This window comes from Psychrobacter sp. 1176_08 (genome assembly GCF_052850615.1).
Genome location: NZ_VXCU01000001.1, coordinates 462,823 through 480,055, shown reverse-complemented (window position 1 = coordinate 480,055; position 17,233 = coordinate 462,823). Strand labels below are relative to the sequence as shown.

Annotated in this window: 11 protein-coding genes and 1 tRNA gene; 2 read left to right on the top strand and 10 right to left on the bottom strand. The window is 41.6% G+C overall.

Annotated features, from left to right (window positions below; genetic code table 11):
- Positions 1-112: 112 nt before the first annotated feature.
- Entirely contained in the window at positions 113-1,267 is a 1,155-nt protein-coding gene (locus FW759_RS01905) for an SIP domain-containing protein (RefSeq protein WP_446442007.1), read from the bottom strand.
- Positions 1,268-1,620: 353 nt separating this feature from the next.
- Between FW759_RS01905 and FW759_RS01900 the strand changes: the two genes are divergently transcribed.
- The gene (locus FW759_RS01900) at positions 1,621-2,748 is read left to right on the top strand and encodes a M14 family metallopeptidase (protein ID WP_446442006.1); all 1,128 of its coding nucleotides are present in this window, start codon (positions 1,621-1,623) and stop codon (positions 2,746-2,748) included.
- A gap of 792 nt (positions 2,749-3,540) precedes the next feature.
- Positions 3,541-5,223 carry an NAD-dependent malic enzyme gene (locus FW759_RS01895; protein WP_062844761.1) on the top strand — a complete coding sequence of 561 codons (1,683 nt, stop codon included), beginning with the start codon at positions 3,541-3,543 and terminating at the stop codon, positions 5,221-5,223.
- A 258-nt stretch (positions 5,224-5,481) separates the two neighbouring features.
- Here FW759_RS01895 and FW759_RS01890 read toward each other — a convergent pair whose 3' ends face one another.
- The 9 genes from FW759_RS01890 to FW759_RS01850 all read right to left on the bottom strand — a co-directional run bounded on the left by FW759_RS01890 (position 5,482) and on the right by FW759_RS01850 (position 17,025).
- The gene (locus FW759_RS01890; protein ID WP_446442005.1) at positions 5,482-7,092 is read right to left on the bottom strand and encodes a sensor histidine kinase; all 1,611 of its coding nucleotides are present in this window, start codon (positions 7,090-7,092) and stop codon (positions 5,482-5,484) included.
- A gap of 113 nt (positions 7,093-7,205) precedes the next feature.
- Complete coding sequence (locus FW759_RS01885) at positions 7,206-7,865, bottom strand: response regulator (protein WP_446442004.1); 660 nt, start codon at positions 7,863-7,865, stop codon at positions 7,206-7,208.
- A gap of 354 nt (positions 7,866-8,219) precedes the next feature.
- Positions 8,220-8,792: a PepSY domain-containing protein gene (locus tag FW759_RS01880; RefSeq protein ID WP_446442003.1), complete on the bottom strand. Its 573-nt coding sequence runs from the start codon at positions 8,790-8,792 to the stop codon at positions 8,220-8,222.
- A gap of 311 nt (positions 8,793-9,103) precedes the next feature.
- Positions 9,104-9,180, bottom strand: a tRNA-Ile gene (locus FW759_RS01875).
- Positions 9,181-9,273: 93 nt separating this feature from the next.
- Positions 9,274-10,077 carry a pteridine reductase gene (locus FW759_RS01870; protein ID WP_446442002.1) on the bottom strand — a complete coding sequence of 268 codons (804 nt, stop codon included), beginning with the start codon at positions 10,075-10,077 and terminating at the stop codon, positions 9,274-9,276.
- A gap of 33 nt (positions 10,078-10,110) precedes the next feature.
- Complete coding sequence (locus FW759_RS01865; protein WP_446442001.1) at positions 10,111-11,295, bottom strand: tRNA nucleotidyltransferase; 1,185 nt, start codon at positions 11,293-11,295, stop codon at positions 10,111-10,113.
- Between the two features lie 198 nt (positions 11,296-11,493).
- Entirely contained in the window at positions 11,494-13,815 is a 2,322-nt protein-coding gene (locus FW759_RS01860) for a phosphate acyltransferase (RefSeq protein ID WP_131397848.1), read from the bottom strand.
- A gap of 334 nt (positions 13,816-14,149) precedes the next feature.
- Positions 14,150-15,616: a protein adenylyltransferase SelO family protein gene (locus FW759_RS01855; RefSeq protein ID WP_131397846.1), complete on the bottom strand. Its 1,467-nt coding sequence runs from the start codon at positions 15,614-15,616 to the stop codon at positions 14,150-14,152.
- Between the two features lie 230 nt (positions 15,617-15,846).
- A complete protein-coding gene (locus tag FW759_RS01850) occupies positions 15,847-17,025 on the bottom strand; it encodes an acyl-CoA desaturase (protein WP_179288407.1) in 1,179 nt (392 codons plus the stop codon).
- Positions 17,026-17,233 lie beyond the last annotated feature (208 nt).

Below are 17,233 nucleotides of genomic sequence, written 5' to 3'. Positions count from 1 at the left end.
CACAATATGTTCTTGCTAAAAGTGTTTAGTAATATAAGTCATTACATTATTAAGTAGGTGTAGGTAGTAGAGAGAATAGGATAGGTTTCATATCGCAAGAAAATTCTCGTCATTAAGCGCGCCAATAGACTTGTATCGTCATGTCCTGACGTGATAGTCCAAGAACTGATTTTAATTGTGGTCTTAAAGATTTAATATTTGCGGCTTCAAGTGCGCCCCATACTTTGTCAATCTCGATTGGTGTGGTTGTCAATCTTGAATTTAGAGTAGTCATTATTTGTTCAGTAAGTGCTGTTGCGGGTGCATTGATAATATGTAGCAAGTTATCCTGTCTAAAACGCTCATCTTTGGATAAGCGCTCACTGAGTGTGATGTCATGTAGATAATTTATATCTTTTGAATCATTAGTAATGGCAATAACAAGTGGTGATAATGGATTTTGCCAGTTTTCTAAGAGATTGCCGACTGTGGGTAAGGAGGTTTCATCACAGATAAGCAGACATTGTCCATCAGTGAGGTGTTCTAGCTTTTCAGGGTATTCACGCACGCTTTTTATCTTCATACCTGTATCAAGTGATTTAGCCCAATTGCCACCTGAGGTATCACCATGAATATAAACATCTATCCAAGCATGAATAGACGAGCTATCAGCATCTTGCCATGCTTTTCTTAGCGAATAATAGCGATACACACCTTGTAACTCATCAGTGTTATCACTGTCATTCGAAACACTGCGTTCGCCTGAGTCAAGCTTTGAAGCAGCGAATGAGGCATTGAGATCAAACAAATAGGCGTAACCGGGCTGATTAAGTGGCGTATTGTCAGGAGCAGTGACTAACAGACGGTACATGTTAGGGCTGGCATAGTAACCATCCATGACCGTAAAGAACTGATCACGCAGTTTTATCGTACGTTTGCCAAGCTTGGTGGCGGCTCTTTGTAATAAGGTTATATATTGCTCTTGCAACGACGCCGCATCAACAACAGGAGAGGTAAAATGAACAAAGTATTGTTCAGTTGGGTGGGGCGCATTTTCAGGGTCGGTCTGATTACTGTCGATACTTGTCAATGCCAGCAGCATTCCATCAGAATACAGCTCAACTATAGATGGAACCGAATCTTCTCGTATGGACGCTTTAGTAAAAATATTGATAAACATTGCTAGCTCATCTTGATGCTCTTCGTTGACATGATCAATGAACAGTGTTTTATCAGCAACGTCTAAAGGGATTTTATCGATAGTATCTTGAACAAAAGGTTGAGCCATAAAATATTAATCCAATCTATAGAGGGTATAGCAAAGTGTTATCACGTCAGCGCTTTGTAGCGGAGTCATAGGTAATTTAAATCAAAGTGATGCTCATTAAAGCGGTAGAGAACTGGGTAGGAGATGTTAAATGAAGCATAGGCTTTGTGATTGATAATCATTATTATTTTGCTTATTGTTATACCTATTCAATGTTATGTCAATAGCTCACGCTCTATCAATGTGGATAACGGCGCATCAAACTGGCTTTGATATAATATAGTGAGAAAAAAATGTTATATTTGAGCGGATAAAAGTACGATAAGAACGATTACTTTTTAAACATCATTACAAAAACGCATCAAGGAGAAGTTATGCGCATCACAGCAAATTTTGACGCAGGTAATATCGACGTTATTGATTTAGAAAATAAAGCAGACATTCAACTGGCTATTCGTCCTGACGTCGGTGGTGAGTTTTTCCAGTGGTTTAACTTTCGTTTAGAAGGTCAGGTTGGGGAACAATACGTCCTTAATATTATGAATGCAGGAGAAGCCTCATACCTTGAGGGGTGGGAAAATTACCAAGCAGTTGCTTCTTATGATCGCCAGCATTGGTTTCGTCTACCCACTTCTTATAAAGACGGAAAGCTAACCATCATTGCCGATTTGGATTATGAAACCATTCAAATTGCGTATTTTGCGCCTTACAGTTATGAGCGTCATCAAGATTTATTAGCTGCTATACAGATTCACTCTTTGGTAACTTTAGAGTGTTTGGGAGAAACTATCGATAAGCGCGACTTAACCTTGGTCAAGATTGGTGATGATGACACGAGCAAACGGAGCATTTGGATTACGGCCCGTCAGCATCCTGGTGAGACCATGGCTGAGTGGTTGGTTGAGGGTTTGATGCATAGCCTGCTAGATAGTGATAATGCCACCGCTAAGCGGTTATTGGACAGCGCAAACTTTTATATTGTACCTAATATGAATCCTGATGGTAGTGTTCGCGGACATCTACGTACCAACGCAGTAGGGACTAACTTAAATCGTGAATGGTCAAATCCAAGCTTAGAAAAGAGTCCTGAGGTATTTTATGTGATCAATAAAATGGAAGAGACAGGTGTCGATCTATTCTACGATGTACACGGTGATGAAGCATTGCCTTATGTCTTCCTTGCAGGTTCTCAAGGAGCGCCAGGTTACAACGAGCGACTTGCGCGACTGCGGGATAAGTTTTCAGAAGTATTGACATTGGCCAGTGCTGATTTTCAATCTGAGGTCGGTTACGAGGTTGATAAATTTGGTGAAGCGAATATGACGCTTGCTACCAATTGGGTGGCAGAACGTTTCGATTGTCTTGCCAACACGTTAGAGATGCCTTTTAAAGACAATGACAATTTGCCTGACGCAGAGACAGGTTGGTCGCCTGCGCGCTCTGCAAGATTTGGCGAAGCCTCATTGATTGCTATGCTGGCGGTCGTTGATGATCTGCGTTAATTAAGATTATGCGTTGGTCGGCATTTAGGGCAGTTTCTTGATATGGTTTATCAATGGACTGCCATAAATGAATGGCTGTTATTAATCGGCTAGTCAGTGCTGTGTCTAACACTAGCACATCACACCGTAGTTATTGATCAATGGTTGAAAACTTTCGAATTGACAAAAATTATTTGTCATAAACAACAATACGATGCCTACAATCAATAAAATAGCCGCCCACAACAATAGCGTTAGAGGCCAATTGGTTAAATCTTGATGACCACATTGCTTACATTTCCAAACAGGATGTTCTAGTTTGGTGCCGCATTTCGGACACTGATTATGATCAATAAACAATGTGGCCTCCTATATATACAGACTTTCTAAAATTATATATTCAATTAACCAAGTAAGCAATTGTTTATTAAAGTATCAGTAAGGTAACAAGGTTTAAGTCAAGATTAATGCGTTTAAAGGTAATCAGTACTGAAAATGCAGATCCAGCAATCAATATCCCTCGGTTTCTTTCAGCTGTTCTTAATTGCTATTTAAGTCGATTGATTTTGCCAAGAGCTGCCATAATTTCAGTATAATAGGGTGCTGTGCTGATAAGCTTGCCTCAACTGGTTTTGTTTTGGCACATGGATAACGTTTGCACCGCTGCTCTTAACGACTGAACCGCTGCACTTAAGTTGACGTTATGATCCTTTTGATCGCTTCCACTTTAAATTCTGATTATTTAATGAATGAACAAAAATATTTAAATAGTTAAATTTGTACCACAATACACTTTCACTAAGAAGATTTATTATGCAAACAAAACGTCCGTTATACATTCCTTTTGCTGGACCAGCCCTATTAGAAACCTCTTTATTAAATAAGGGTAGCGCTTTTTCATCAGAAGAACGGGATAACTTCAATTTAACAGGTTTGTTACCTCACAACATTGAGACGATTGAAGAGCAGTCACTACGCGCTTATCATCAACTTCGTTCGTTTAATAATGATATGGACAAGCATATCTACTTACGTAATATACAAGACACAAACGAGACCTTGTTTCATCATTTGGTTGAGCAGCACATTGAAGAGGTGATGCCGCTTATCTATACGCCAACCGTTGGCCAAGCTTGTGAAAAATTCTCACAAATTTATCGCCGTAAACGTGGTTTATTTATCTCTTATCCTGAGCGTCATAACATCGACGACATGCTGCAAAATGCCACCAAACAAAAGGTAAAAGTCATCGTTGTGACCGATGGTGAGCGTATTTTGGGCTTGGGCGATCAAGGTATCGGCGGTATGGGAATTCCAATTGGTAAATTGTCTTTGTATACGGCTTGTGGCGGTATCAGTCCAGCTTACTGCCTACCGATTTTATTGGATGTAGGAACCAACAATCAGCAATTGCTTGATGATCCTATGTACATGGGCTGGAGAAATCCACGTATCTCTGGTGATGAATATAATGAATTTGTCGACTTGTTTATTCAAGCAGTGAAACGCCGTTGGCCAGAAGTGTTATTACAATTTGAAGATTTTGCACAAGAAAACGCGACACCATTATTGAACAGATATCGTGACCAATTATGCTGCTTTAATGATGACATTCAAGGAACCGCTGCTGTCTCAGTCGGTACACTGATTGCAGCGTGCTTAAATAAGGGTCAGAAACTGAGTCAGCAAAGAATCGCATTTTTAGGCGCAGGATCGGCAGGTTGCGGTATCGCTGAACATATTATTCGCCAAATGCAACGTGAAGGGTTAACAGAAGAGCAAGCTCGCAGCCAAGTGTTCATGGTGGATCGTTATGGCTTATTAACAGATAGCATGACAGAGCTACAAAAATTCCAAGTACCTTTGGTACAAAAAGAATCCGACATTGCACACTGGGATAAGAGTCAAAAACTTGGCTTGGCGCAAGTGGTTAAAGAAGGCAAAGTGACGGTATTATTTGGCGTCAGCGGACAAAAAGGTCTGTTCACCCAAGAAGTGATCGAAACCTTATGTATTAATACAGAACATCCAATCGTATTGCCACTGTCAAATCCAACGTCTCGTGTTGAAGCGACACCGCAGGAAGTGATGAACTGGAGTCGTGGTAAAGCGATTGTTGCCACAGGTAGTCCTTTTCCTCATACCACTTTTGAAGGGCAGACTTTCGAGGTTTCTCAATGCAATAACAGCTATATTTTCCCCGGTATTGGTTTGGGTGTTCTGGTATCGCATGCGACGGGTATCAGCGATAATATGTTAATGGCTGCCAGCCAAGCACTTGCAGACATATCTATGGAATATGAAAAAGCGCCAGGTGCAATATTGCCTTCTATTAACTTCATTCGAGAGATTAGTGAAAAGATTGCCTATGCAGTGGCGTTACAAGCGATAGAGGACAAATTGGCCTTACCAGTCACAGCAGAAAATTTAGAGCGTCGATTGAAAGCCAATTTCTGGTTGCCAAGATACCGCAACTATCGTCGCACTTCTTTCTAGCCGTTAGAAAGTAGCTGTAAAGTAACTAAGAAGTAATTAAGAAGCAGCTAAAAAGTATCAATAAAAAAGCCGAGTATTACTGTGAGCAGTGGTATTCGGCTTTTTCTATTTTCAGATTAGGCTTCTAAACTGAACGACTCTGAGGTTATTTATATGGATATGATAGGTGAGCGCTTAAAACCACTAAACCATCAATAGAGGTGTTAAACAAGTGTCAAGACATACAGATATCAATCTGCGAAATTTTCTATCCTTAGCCTAGAACATCAATGTGATACAGAGTCCTCGATTACTATTTTGACTTAAAATGTTCGCGGTAGCGTCATTCATAAAGACGTCAATACCTGCTTGCTCGCAGATTGATTTGACGATAGAGAGTCCAAGTCCAGTTCCTTCTACCGCTTGTGATTTCTGACTGGCACTATCTGATCTCGATTTATTGATATAATCACTGAGTTGCTCATCGCTATTTGATAACTGATTAAGCCGCACAAAAGGCTCGAAAGCATTTTTATACTCATGCGGATGAATACCTGCGCCTGAATCTATGATCTGTAATACCAACCTGCTCCCTGATGCTTTAGACAAATGCTTTAGTTTTCCAGAGTGAATGACATGGGTGCCAAAATTATTCAGCGTATCTACAGCGGATTTATGTGAGCTGTCTGAGTTTTGTTCAAGCTGATACAGTTTAACAATGACTTGACCATTAGCTGGCGTATAAATAATGGCATTTTGGATAAGGTTTTTGACGAGTATTAATAATGAGGTCTCATCTATATTTACGTTGCTATGAGGTTGCAAATCAACGGTCAGATCGATATGTTTATGATCAGCGATAGGAATGAGTAAGCCAATGACTTGCTCGACAATAAATGTGATGTTGGTTGAAGTGTGTTCATCTTCCAATGCGGTGTTAATATTGCCAGCTTGAGCGAGTGTTAATAGCTGCTCAACCAAGCTTTGATTACGTTTTAGACGGATCGACAGTTTATCTAAACCTTCTGACATAATCTTATCATTGGCAATACGCTGCAATCGTTGTAGCTGTAATGAGATGGCAGTCAGTGGTGAGCGCAGTTCATGGGCGGCATCTGCTATAAAGCGTTGTTGACGCTCGATGCTACTTTTCACTACCGCCAATAATCTATTTAAGGATTCTGCTAGTGGCAGCAACTCAGAGGGCAGTTTGTCAATCTGCAAAGGGCTTAGATCGTTCTCATTACGTGCGCTGATTTCATGATGTAATTGGCGCACCGGCTTCATCATTCGCCACATGATAAAAGGCAACAGAATTATCAAGAAGGCGATACCGATAATAAGAGGTAAAAAAGACTGTAGCGCACTGGCCTTAGCCAAATCGTCTTGGAGTTCTGTTTGTTGACGCAAGATGAGTGCGACCTTTTCATTAGTATCCAAGGATTTAATCTTCACGTCATTTCTATACGTTCGCCAAGAATGCCCGTCAATATCCTGATCGCTGATTCCTAGTGGAATATCAGAGAGTAATGCCATCGGTATAGGTTCTGAGTAATCATGCTCATCATCAGTTTCATCGTTCTGATAATCTTGTACTTTATTATCGAGTGGGGCGGAGAGCATGAGGATATCCACGGTAATAGCACCATCATCGTCATCGGTGTCAAAATGAATGTTGCTACGTGCTCGATTCTCATTGTCTGAAAGAGCTGCATCGCTATCCGAATTTCTATTACTTAAGCCACTATTACTTAGAACACTGATATCAAGTGACTGCTCTAGCAACGCGGCTGTATTTTTCAAGTTATCATCTTGAAAGTCGCTTATCTCATTATAGCTATACCAAAACCCATAGCCACCAGCGACGATAGCCAATAATAATAATGACAAAACAGACCAAAAGATGAGCTGAAATTGTAGGGAATTTAAAAGCTTACGGAGTTTAGGCATCTAAGTTCACTTCTAGCAATGATAACGTGTATTTTTGAGTGGTTTGCTTAACGTTAGACATTGCTGATATACCACCCAAGTCCCCGAACATTTTTGATTCTGTCTTGTCCGACCTTTTTACGTAAGCTATGAATTAAGAACTCAATGGCGTTGCTTTCAACTTCATCGCCCCAGCCATATAAAGAATCTTCTAGCGAATTTTTAGACATGACTTTTTCAGGAGATAGCATAAAGGTCGTGAGGAGCATATATTCTTTTGCGGTCAAATCGATAGGGTCGCCATCCATCATGACGCGTTTGTGTGCGGTATCTAGACTTAGATTGGCAACGGTAATGTGATTGTCAGCCATACCTTGAGAGCGTCGTATTAGTACCCTCATGCGTGCAAAGACTTCTCCCAATTCAAAAGGCTTGATGACATAATCATCAGCTCCTGAGTCTAATCCTGCAATTCTATCTTTTAACTGATCACGTGCGGTGAGTATCAATACTGGTGTCTCAATTTTAGCGTCACGGATAGCGTTCAATACGCCCATGCCGTCAACCTCTGGCAGACCTAGATCCAAGAGAATAATGTCATAAGGTTGTACTTTCAGCGTCAAAATAGCTTGACGACCATCCTTGACCCAGTCGACTGTATAGGCTTCATCCTGCAATGCTTCGCTAAGACTTTCGCCAATCATCAAATCATCTTCAACTACTAATACTCGCATTAAATATCCTGACCTATAAAGCATATATTAAAATCTGAGACGTTCGGCGCGACTATTTTAGTCATCGCTACCTAACTGGCTAATAATAACTTGACCTGTCGTACTATTGACAATTAAATCATATATCTGCGTGCTCTTAACATATGATATCGTTACGATGAATCTACTTTACATTAGATATATAAAACTATCTTAAATACGGGCATTATAATTTCTGACATGTTAGCGCTTTGATATGGCGTTACCGTTAGTGTTATCGCCTAGATGATGTATCAATAAAAAAGCAGCAACTAATATCTATTCTATTGAGATATCGGCTACTGCTGAGCATTAACGTTAATGTCTCGTTTAATCTTAATCGTCTCTATCAATCTGACTGCTCAAGATTTTACCCGTATTGGCGTCTATGCTCACATCATATTTCTGATTGCCTTTGACCACTTCAATATCATAAATAGACTGACCTCTTTCTAAATCGAATGTAGCCGCTATTACTTTACCATTCACGCTTTGAGTGGCTCTTTGTATAGCACTATTCATGGATACTTTGGCTTGCTTCATGGCGCTATATTCAGCCATGTCTTCAGTATCTAATCTCTCTTGTTCAGACTTAAGCACTTTGCCAGTATCAGCATCAATTTTTACTTCATAAGAAGTGCCGTTTGATACGAGCTTAACTTCATATTCATTGGTCGCATCGTCGTCATCATAATCAAACTCTGCACTAACAAGATCACCTTTAGCATTTTGTTTGGCTATAGCGATCGCTTGCGCTAGGCTAATTTTACTTTGCATGGCACTGACGGCTTCACTTGAACTTGTTGTTGCTCTGGTATTGGACATAGGTGCTGCGATAGCGGCTGCACTGACACCTACAACTGTAAGGGTAATGATTGCTGACTTGGTTAGCGCTGATAAATTTTGCATGAGGATCACCTTTATATTAAGTTTATGGCTGACAGTCTGTTTATTGATTTCGTCAGCTACCTTTTGGGTATAGGTCTATCATACGGAATAAGACATAGGAGAAACTTAGCGAGAACCAAGTGTTTTAAATCACTGATTATTTATAATAAATAGCAGTACTTTAAAGAGGGTGTTTTTGACTTAATAATTACTAGAGCGTGTTAAACATTGACTGGGTACTATTTGATTACTTTTTACATGCTGACGGAAACCAGCAGACAATAAAAAAGACCTTCAATTTCTTGAAGGTCTTTAATGGTATTGCTTATATATGGTGGGCCCAGTAGGACTTGAACCTACGACCAAAGGATTATGAGTCCTCTGCTCTAACCAACTGAGCTATGGGCCCTAACGTTAGACGCACAATGATACCTGATTTTTTTAATTTTTCAAGTAAAAGATAAGAAGTAATCAATAAAATTTTTATAAGCTTTAATGTTGATCAAATGCTACTACCAGCCAGCGTTAGACTACGACCTCCATCAATTGTGATAATCTCGCCAGTGATATAATGGGCCTCTACCAGATACAGCACGCTATGGGCAATTTCATCAGGTCTTCCTATCCGTTGCAGGGGAATTGAGCGAATGATATTTTGTTGTTGCTCATGATCAAGTGCTTGGTCGCTATCGGTTTCTGGTAGAATATTGACGCCAGGGGCGACACCATTGACGCGTATGTCTGGTGCCAGCTCTAACGCTAGCGACTGTACCATCATCCGATGCGCAGCCTTTGCCATGTTATAGACAGTATAGTTAACAAAAGGCTTATTATGGGCATGAATATCCAGCAGGCTGACAATACATCCTTTTTGCCTTTTAATATAAGGGGATAGGGCTTGGCTTAACCACAAAGGCGCTTTGGCATTGGTCAAAAACAGCTCATTCCATTGTGTATGACTAATGTCTCCAAGAGGACTTGGATAGAAACGGGAGGCATTATGAACCAGCACATCTATCTGACCAAAAGCATGTATGACTTCCTCGACGAAATCAGTTAATGAGTTAGCCTCTTCAATAATGGACAAATCAGCAACCACAACAGCGGCACTATTGGTGCGAGTGTTATTAAGTTTCTTTGCCAAGTCATCGGCTTCTTGCTCACTAGAGTGACAATGGATGATGACTCTATAGCCTTGGTGATGAGCCGCTTCAATAATGGCAGCGCCGATGCGTTTGGCACTGCCAGTCACCAGCATCACTGGCGCATCGCTATAGACTTTGTACGTATTAGGCTTTTGATTCATAATAATTGATTGTTTTATTTTTAAATATTGATATCAGTCGTGGTTTGCCTGCAAATGCTTAATTCTGGCTTGCTGCAAAGCGTCACTAATCGCAGGACCTTTTAGATTTGGCTGGATATCTGACATACCGATAGCATGAAAGCTACCTAACGCTATCATCATCTGACGGTGCTGGATTGCTAGCTGAAAGACATGACTGGTCACAAGCAGCTGTGATAGTTTATCAGGCTCTTTGTGAGCACCGCAAACTTGTATCAGCTCAATCTTCTCGGCAGCACTAAGCATATCTATTGCTGCTAATTTTTCGATCTGTTGGACGAATAGCTTGGCAAATTGGGTGTGTGCTTTTGGCACCTTAACCGTATTACCTATATCAAGAATTCCTTTGGTGATCATCGCTTCGTCAGGCTTTCGCTCTTTATATTTCAGATCAAATAAAGCGGGATTGAGACTGGCCATCAGTAAAGCCCAGCGCTGTGACAAGCTCAGTTGCATCTGACCTGAAAAGTAGAGCGCTGTTTGTATTGTTTCTCGGACATGAACACTCGTCCAAGCATGATGTAGAGGGTCAAAATACCCACTCAGTGCGCCAATATCGTACAGTTGCTGCCAGTATACTTGAGGTGATAGCTGCATGGTTGCATGACTCGATTCTTGCCAGACACGCTCTGCACTCAAATGCATAAGTTCTCCTGAGTCTACAAGCTGACGCATCAATCTCAACGTCTCATCAGCGATGGTAAATCCCAAATCATAATAACGGCTATAAAAACGAGCCGTTCGCAGTACTCTTAATGGGTCTTCACTAAATGCAATGGAGACATGGCGTAGAGTTTTGCCGTCTATATCATTCAGCCCACCATAATAATCAATCACTTCTCCTGTGATAGGGGAGTCGTCCATTAAGCTGGTGACTTCTATGGCCATTGCATTGATGGTCAAATCACGACGCTGCATATCGTCTTTTAAGCTAACGTTAGGGCTGGCATGGACACTAAAGCCTTGATAGCCGACGCCTTGCTTACGTTCTGTACGAGCCAGTGCGTACTCATCGTGACTGATAGGATGCAAAAACACAGGAAAATCTGCGCCCACTTGCTGGAAGCCTGCGTCCAGCATTTCAGACACTGTGGCACCAACCACAACGAAATCTTTGTCTTTAACAGGACGGCCTAATAGATGGTCACGAACAGCACCGCCAACGAGATAAACTTGCATAATACTCTCTTTTTTTGACCCAATTTTACTTACCCAGCTTGCACTGAGCAAAAAAAACCAGTCAACGCGATTTGAATGGCGTTGACTGGTTTTAGTATAGCAGACAGGTTCTATCAATAGATAACAGAACCCGCTTAATCATACTGTCATACGTTTATATTTGCATACTAGGTATGAGGTACTGCTAAATATGATGTATTACTGATTTTCGTTTTCTAAGTCTTGAGCTTCTGTCACCGTAAGGGCAGTCATGTTGACGATACCACGTGCAGTCGCTGATGGCGTTAGAATATGTACTGGCTTACAAGTACCGAGTAGGATAGGGCCAATAGAGGCACTACTGGTTGCTGTTTTGAGTAAGTTAAAGGCAATGTTCGATGCATCAAGGGTTGGCAAGATAAGCAGGTTTGCAGCACCTTTTAGCGGACTTGATGGCATTTGATTTGAGCGAATAACTTCATTAAGCGCTGCATCACCTTGCATTTCACCTTCAAACTCGAAGTCAACATTCATGTCAGTAAGTAACTGATGAACTTTGCGCATTTTGACCGCGCTGGCACGATTTGATGCACCGAAGTTAGAATGAGAGACTAGCGCAACACGTGGCGTGATACCAAAGCGGTGTAACTGCTCGGCAGCCAAAACAGTCATTTCAGCCAACTGTTCAGCGGTCGGGTCTTCATGAACATATGTGTCAGCGATAAAAATATTGCGATCTTGCATCAACACAGCATTCATGGCATAAAAATCATTGATGCCTTCTTTTTTGCCAATAACGTTTTTGACATACTCTAAATGCATCTGATAATCACTGAACGTACCACAAATCATGCCATCAGCATCACCGTTATCGACCAATAATGAGCCAATTAGAGTGGTTTTGCGGCGAACATCACGACGAGCAAGCTCAATACTGACACCGCGGCGTTTGTTTTTCTCATAATAACCCTGCCAGTAATCTTTATAGCGAGGATCATCGTCTTGATTAACGATAGTGATGTTTTCACCATCTTTTAAACGCAAGCCTAATTTTTTGATGTGGTCATTGATAACCGCTGGACGACCAACCAAGATAGGCTGAGCAAGTCCTTCATCAACCACAACTTGTACTGCTAGCAAGATATTGTTGTCTTCACCTTCACAGTATACGATACGCTTTGGCGCAGATTTAGCACGAGCAAAGATAGGCTTCATGACAAACGCAGAGTTATAGACGAACTCTGACAGACGTTGACGATAGGCTCTCATGTCTTCGATCGGTAAGGTTGCCACGCCTGAGTCCATTGCCGCTTTGGCAACAGCAGAAGCAATTTCAATGATTAGATTTGGCTCTAGCGGACCTGGGATCAGGTAGTCACGACCGAAGCTCTGAATGGTTTCGATGTTTCTAGCGCTGGTGGTTGGCGTGGCTTCAACGTGTGCCATCGCAGCGATTGCTTTGACACAAGCGACTTTCATTTCTTCATTGACCGTTGTTGCACCGACATCTAGGGCACCACGGAAAATGTAAGGGAAGCATAGCGCATTGTTTACTTGGTTTGGATAGTCTGAGCGACCGGTGGCCATAATGACGTCTGGACGAACAGCGTGTGCCAATTCTGGCATAATTTCAGGCGTTGGGTTCGCTAGTGCAAAGACGATAGGGTCTTTTGCCATACGGCGAACCATATCTTCTGACAACGTGCCTGGCATAGATAGACCTAAGAACATGTCAACATCGTCCATGACTTCTTCAATTGTCGTAGCAGTCGTATCACGAGCATAGCGCTGTTTGGTTTCATCAAGGTTTTCACGGCTGGTGCTGATGATACCGCGCGAATCTGAAACAAAGATATTATTTTTATTGACACCTAGGGCACAAATAATATCTAGACAAGAAATGGCAGCCGCGCCTGCGCCTGAACACACGATTTTAATCTCTTCAATTTTTTTGCCAGTAATCAACAAAGCATTAAGCATCGCCGCTGCAACAATGATTGAAGTACCATGTTGGTCATCATGGAATACCGGAATATTCATGCGATCACGTAACTCGCGCTCGATTTTGAAACATTCTGGTGCTTTGATATCTTCTAAGTTAATACCGCCAAACGTAGGCTCAAGAGACGCAACGGCTTCAATGAATTTGTCAGGATCATTTTGTGCAATTTCAATATCAAAAACATCGATACCTGCAAACTTTTTGAATAGAACGCCTTTACCCTCCATCACAGGTTTTGATGCTAATGGACCAATATTACCTAGACCCAGTACAGCAGTACCATTGGTAATAACGCCGACCAAGTTATTGCGCGCCGTATATTTGGCGGCCAATTTTGGATCTTTTGCGATTTCAAGGCAAGGTACGGCGACACCTGGTGAATAGGCAAGTGCTAAATCGCGCTGGTTAGCCAGCTGTTTAGTAGGGGTGACTGATATTTTACCTGGGCGTGGGAATTCATGGTAGTGTAAGGCAGCTTGTTCAAACTGCTCTTTTTCTGTACTAAGATTGTCCGTATTCAAACTGGTATCGTCATTCATAATAATGGCCATGGTTGGAATAAATTGTATTAAAGTAAATGATGGTAATTAATGTCATACGCTAAAAAGATCATTGAATGATGAAGATCAAAGCGTAAAATGACAAAGGGCAAACAATAATAAGCGATTGAATACCATATTAAAAAAACAGACTAATACAGGCTATCTTTCTAATATTACTGACAATCCACTACGTAGTTAGTAGCAATGGATGGCACGAATAATATACTAAAATGATATTCATTATTTCGCCACTTGATAATACTAAAGACTATAGGCCTTTATCAACCATAATCTCTACATTATTGTTATTATTATTGTTCAATATCGGCGTTTATGATGAGCAACTGATTGGGATTTGCGGTGCATTAGGATTAGGGGGTGTACTATCAAGATCAGTAGCAATATCCTGTATATCGTAAGGGGTTTTTAGCAGTTCAAACAAGCGATCCACTTCGTCAAATTGCCCTTGCTCTGCCGCCGTAATGGCGCGCTGTGCCATGCTATTACGCAAGACATAGACAGGATTGTGGGTTTTCATATCATTAATAGCTTGCTCAAAAGATACAAGCTCTATTTGTGCTAAATAACCAATTGACCAGTCTAGCCATGCTTTTTGCGCTTCCTGATTGAGCTCTGTCGTCATTATTGCCAGCAGATGTTGCTCGTAAGGATGCTCGTCTGGCGCGACAAGTCCCAATAATGCCCTGAAGCTATTGGTATAATCCAGCAAGTTGTCTTCGAGCAGCGTCAACCACTCAAAAGCCAAGGTTAAGCTGTCTCTTTCATGTGGCAGTCCAAGCTTACGGCACAGTCCTTGTTGATAATGCTGCATAAAGGTCGCTTCATAAGGTGCTAAGCATTCTGATAGCGTCTCACGAGTCACACCTTCTAAACGCATAAAATGCGGCAACCAGATATTAAGATTCCAATGACCGATGGCCGGCTGGTTTTGGTAGGCATAGCGTCCGGTATGGTCAGAGTGGTTATTGATCCAAGCGGGATTGAAACGCTCCATAAAGCCAAAAGGACCAAAGTCCAACGTACCACCTGTAATCGATAAATTGTCTGTATTCATCACCCCATGTGCAAAACCAATCAATTGCCAATCAGCGATCATCTTTGCTGTACGTTCAACCACGGCTGTTAAAAAAGCCAGTACCGGTGCTTCACTATCGCGGCATTCTGGATAATAAGTGTCAATCATATAATCGGTAAATTCACCAAGTAAATCCGGTGCGAAGCCGGCAATCCATTCAACATGACCAAGGCGAATATGACTGTCTGCCACGCGCATCAAGGCAGCGCCTGCTTCCATACGCTCGCGGCGTACTTTTGTGTCAGAGACAACAAATCCTAGCGCATTAGAAGAGGGGATACCGAGCTGATTGAGCGCATGACCACATAAGTATTCTCGTATGGTACTCCGCAATACCGCACGTCCATCCCCCATGCGTGAGTAAGGTGTCAGACCAATACCTTTCAAATGTAAATCTTGCAACTTGTCTTGCTTATCAATTACCTGTGCCATCAATAAACCGCGTCCGTCACCCAGTTGACCAGCCCATTGCCCGAACTGATGTCCTGCGTAAGCCATGGCAAGCGGTTCAAAATCAGCTGGTACATATTGACCAGCAAGAATATCAACCCAGCGTGTCATAAGATCTTCGTCATCTGTCCAGCCCAATTGCTGAGCAACTTGGTCATTAAAATGCCCAGCACGAGGATTCTCTAAAGGCGTTGGTGGCTGCTCATGATAGAGACGAGTGTCCAAATTAATATAAGTATTTTTATAACGCATACAGCCGCTCCAATTGCTTAATAAAATTAATGACTCACTATAGCATAGCCTTTACGATGCATCGTTTTACTATGTCCATCTCTTGTAATCTATGACGACTCAATCGTTGCCATAAAAAATTGCGATAATAAAATATTATGAAGCAACAAAAAAACCCCCTATCTTTTGCAGATAGGGGGAGGGAGAAACATCAAAATAAAATAGCTTGGTTACGAATGCATAATTAGCAATTAAGCGGCTTTGGTGTTTTGACCAATAGAACGAAACGCTGTTTTTAAGTTGCTATTATGTTCAAGTATCTTTTGCTCAATCTTGGCATAATCATGCTTCAATTTATCATCAACTTCATGCAATCGATCAGCAAACTCTGTTTTTTTCAGCTCAATCGTCTTCGCCTTGAGTGCTTGCCATTCTTCAACTGTCTGCGTGAATGCATCGTATTCAAACTTAATACGGTCTTGGAAAGCTTTCATTGCGTGCGGCAAATCAAGACCAGTACCAGTTGCTGTATCAATCTGCTGTTGCGCCTTTTTGAACTGCATTTGTACTTCAGCATGCTTGATGGTTGTATCATCAACCGTACGCAACTCACTGGTCAAGCCAAGTTTTGATAAACCAGCAATCAGCCATTTGGTTGGATCATATTGCCACCATTTGACACCATTACGATAGTCGTATTGGAAGAAATGATGATAGTTATGATAGCCTTCACCCCAAGTCACTAATGCCAAGAAGAAGTTGTCTCGAGCACTATTGGTATCGGTATAAGGGCGCGTACCAAACATATGGCATAAAGAGTTGATGAAAAAGGTAAAATGGTGCGTTAAGACCAAACGTAATAGGCCAACAATAACCAACGTGCCCCATACGTCACCAAGTAGCCAGCCAATCGCAGCAACCATACCGACGTTCAGCGCGACTACCCATAAACCATAATATTTATGCTGAATTTGTAGCGTTCTGTCTTTAGTCAAATCTGGGATATTTTTGTAGTCAAACTTACCACTAGGGTAGTTACGCAACATCCAACCCATATGACTGAACCAAAATCCGCGTTTTGCTGAATAAGGATCGTCTAAACGATGATCAACATGACGATGATGAGTACGGTGACCTGATACCCAATCAAATGCAGAACCTTGCACCGCTAGAGTAGAGCCGAGCAACAAAAAGTTTTTTACCACTGGATGTGCTTTATAAGCGCGATGCGATAACAGACGATGATAACCAGCGGTGATGCTGATACCTGTCCAAACCATAAAGGCACCGAATACACCCCAAACAGGTGCGCTTACTTCATGAGTAAACAAATACCATGGTGTAATGATAGCCGCAGCGATAGGCGTGGCTACCAGTATGGTTGCTGGAATCCAGTTGATTGGTGCTTTTGTAAACTCAAACTCACGCATATCAATACTGGCTTCTTTACCAGAAACCTCAGTTTGATCAACATCAGCGTAGTTGCGCTTGGCAACAGGCTGCTCATTGAGTGCGCTTTTCGTTTTATTCTCGTCATAACGTGTTTTAAAACGTGAGACTTGAACGCTGGCGGCCTTTACAAGCGTATCACCAGATTTGATAGCGAAACGTAAGCCTTTAAGCGGGAAGCCAAGTGCT

Coding starts and splice junctions, on each gene's coding strand:
- FW759_RS01905 (WP_446442007.1), bottom strand. CDS start 1,267: ATGGCTCAACCTTTTGTTCAAGATACTATCGATAAAATCCCTTTAGAC.
- FW759_RS01900 (WP_446442006.1), top strand. CDS start 1,621: ATGCGCATCACAGCAAATTTTGACGCAGGTAATATCGACGTTATTGAT.
- FW759_RS01895 (WP_062844761.1), top strand. CDS start 3,541: ATGCAAACAAAACGTCCGTTATACATTCCTTTTGCTGGACCAGCCCTA.
- FW759_RS01885 (WP_446442004.1), bottom strand. CDS start 7,865: ATGCGAGTATTAGTAGTTGAAGATGATTTGATGATTGGCGAAAGTCTT.
- FW759_RS01880 (WP_446442003.1), bottom strand. CDS start 8,792: ATGCAAAATTTATCAGCGCTAACCAAGTCAGCAATCATTACCCTTACA.
- FW759_RS01870 (WP_446442002.1), bottom strand. CDS start 10,077: ATGAATCAAAAGCCTAATACGTACAAAGTCTATAGCGATGCGCCAGTG.
- FW759_RS01865 (WP_446442001.1), bottom strand. CDS start 11,295: ATGCAAGTTTATCTCGTTGGCGGTGCTGTTCGTGACCATCTATTAGGC.
- FW759_RS01860 (WP_131397848.1), bottom strand. CDS start 13,815: ATGAATGACGATACCAGTTTGAATACGGACAATCTTAGTACAGAAAAA.
- FW759_RS01855 (WP_131397846.1), bottom strand. CDS start 15,616: ATGCGTTATAAAAATACTTATATTAATTTGGACACTCGTCTCTATCAT.
- FW759_RS01850 (WP_179288407.1), bottom strand. CDS start 17,025: ATGCGTGAGTTTGAGTTTACAAAAGCACCAATCAACTGGATTCCAGCA.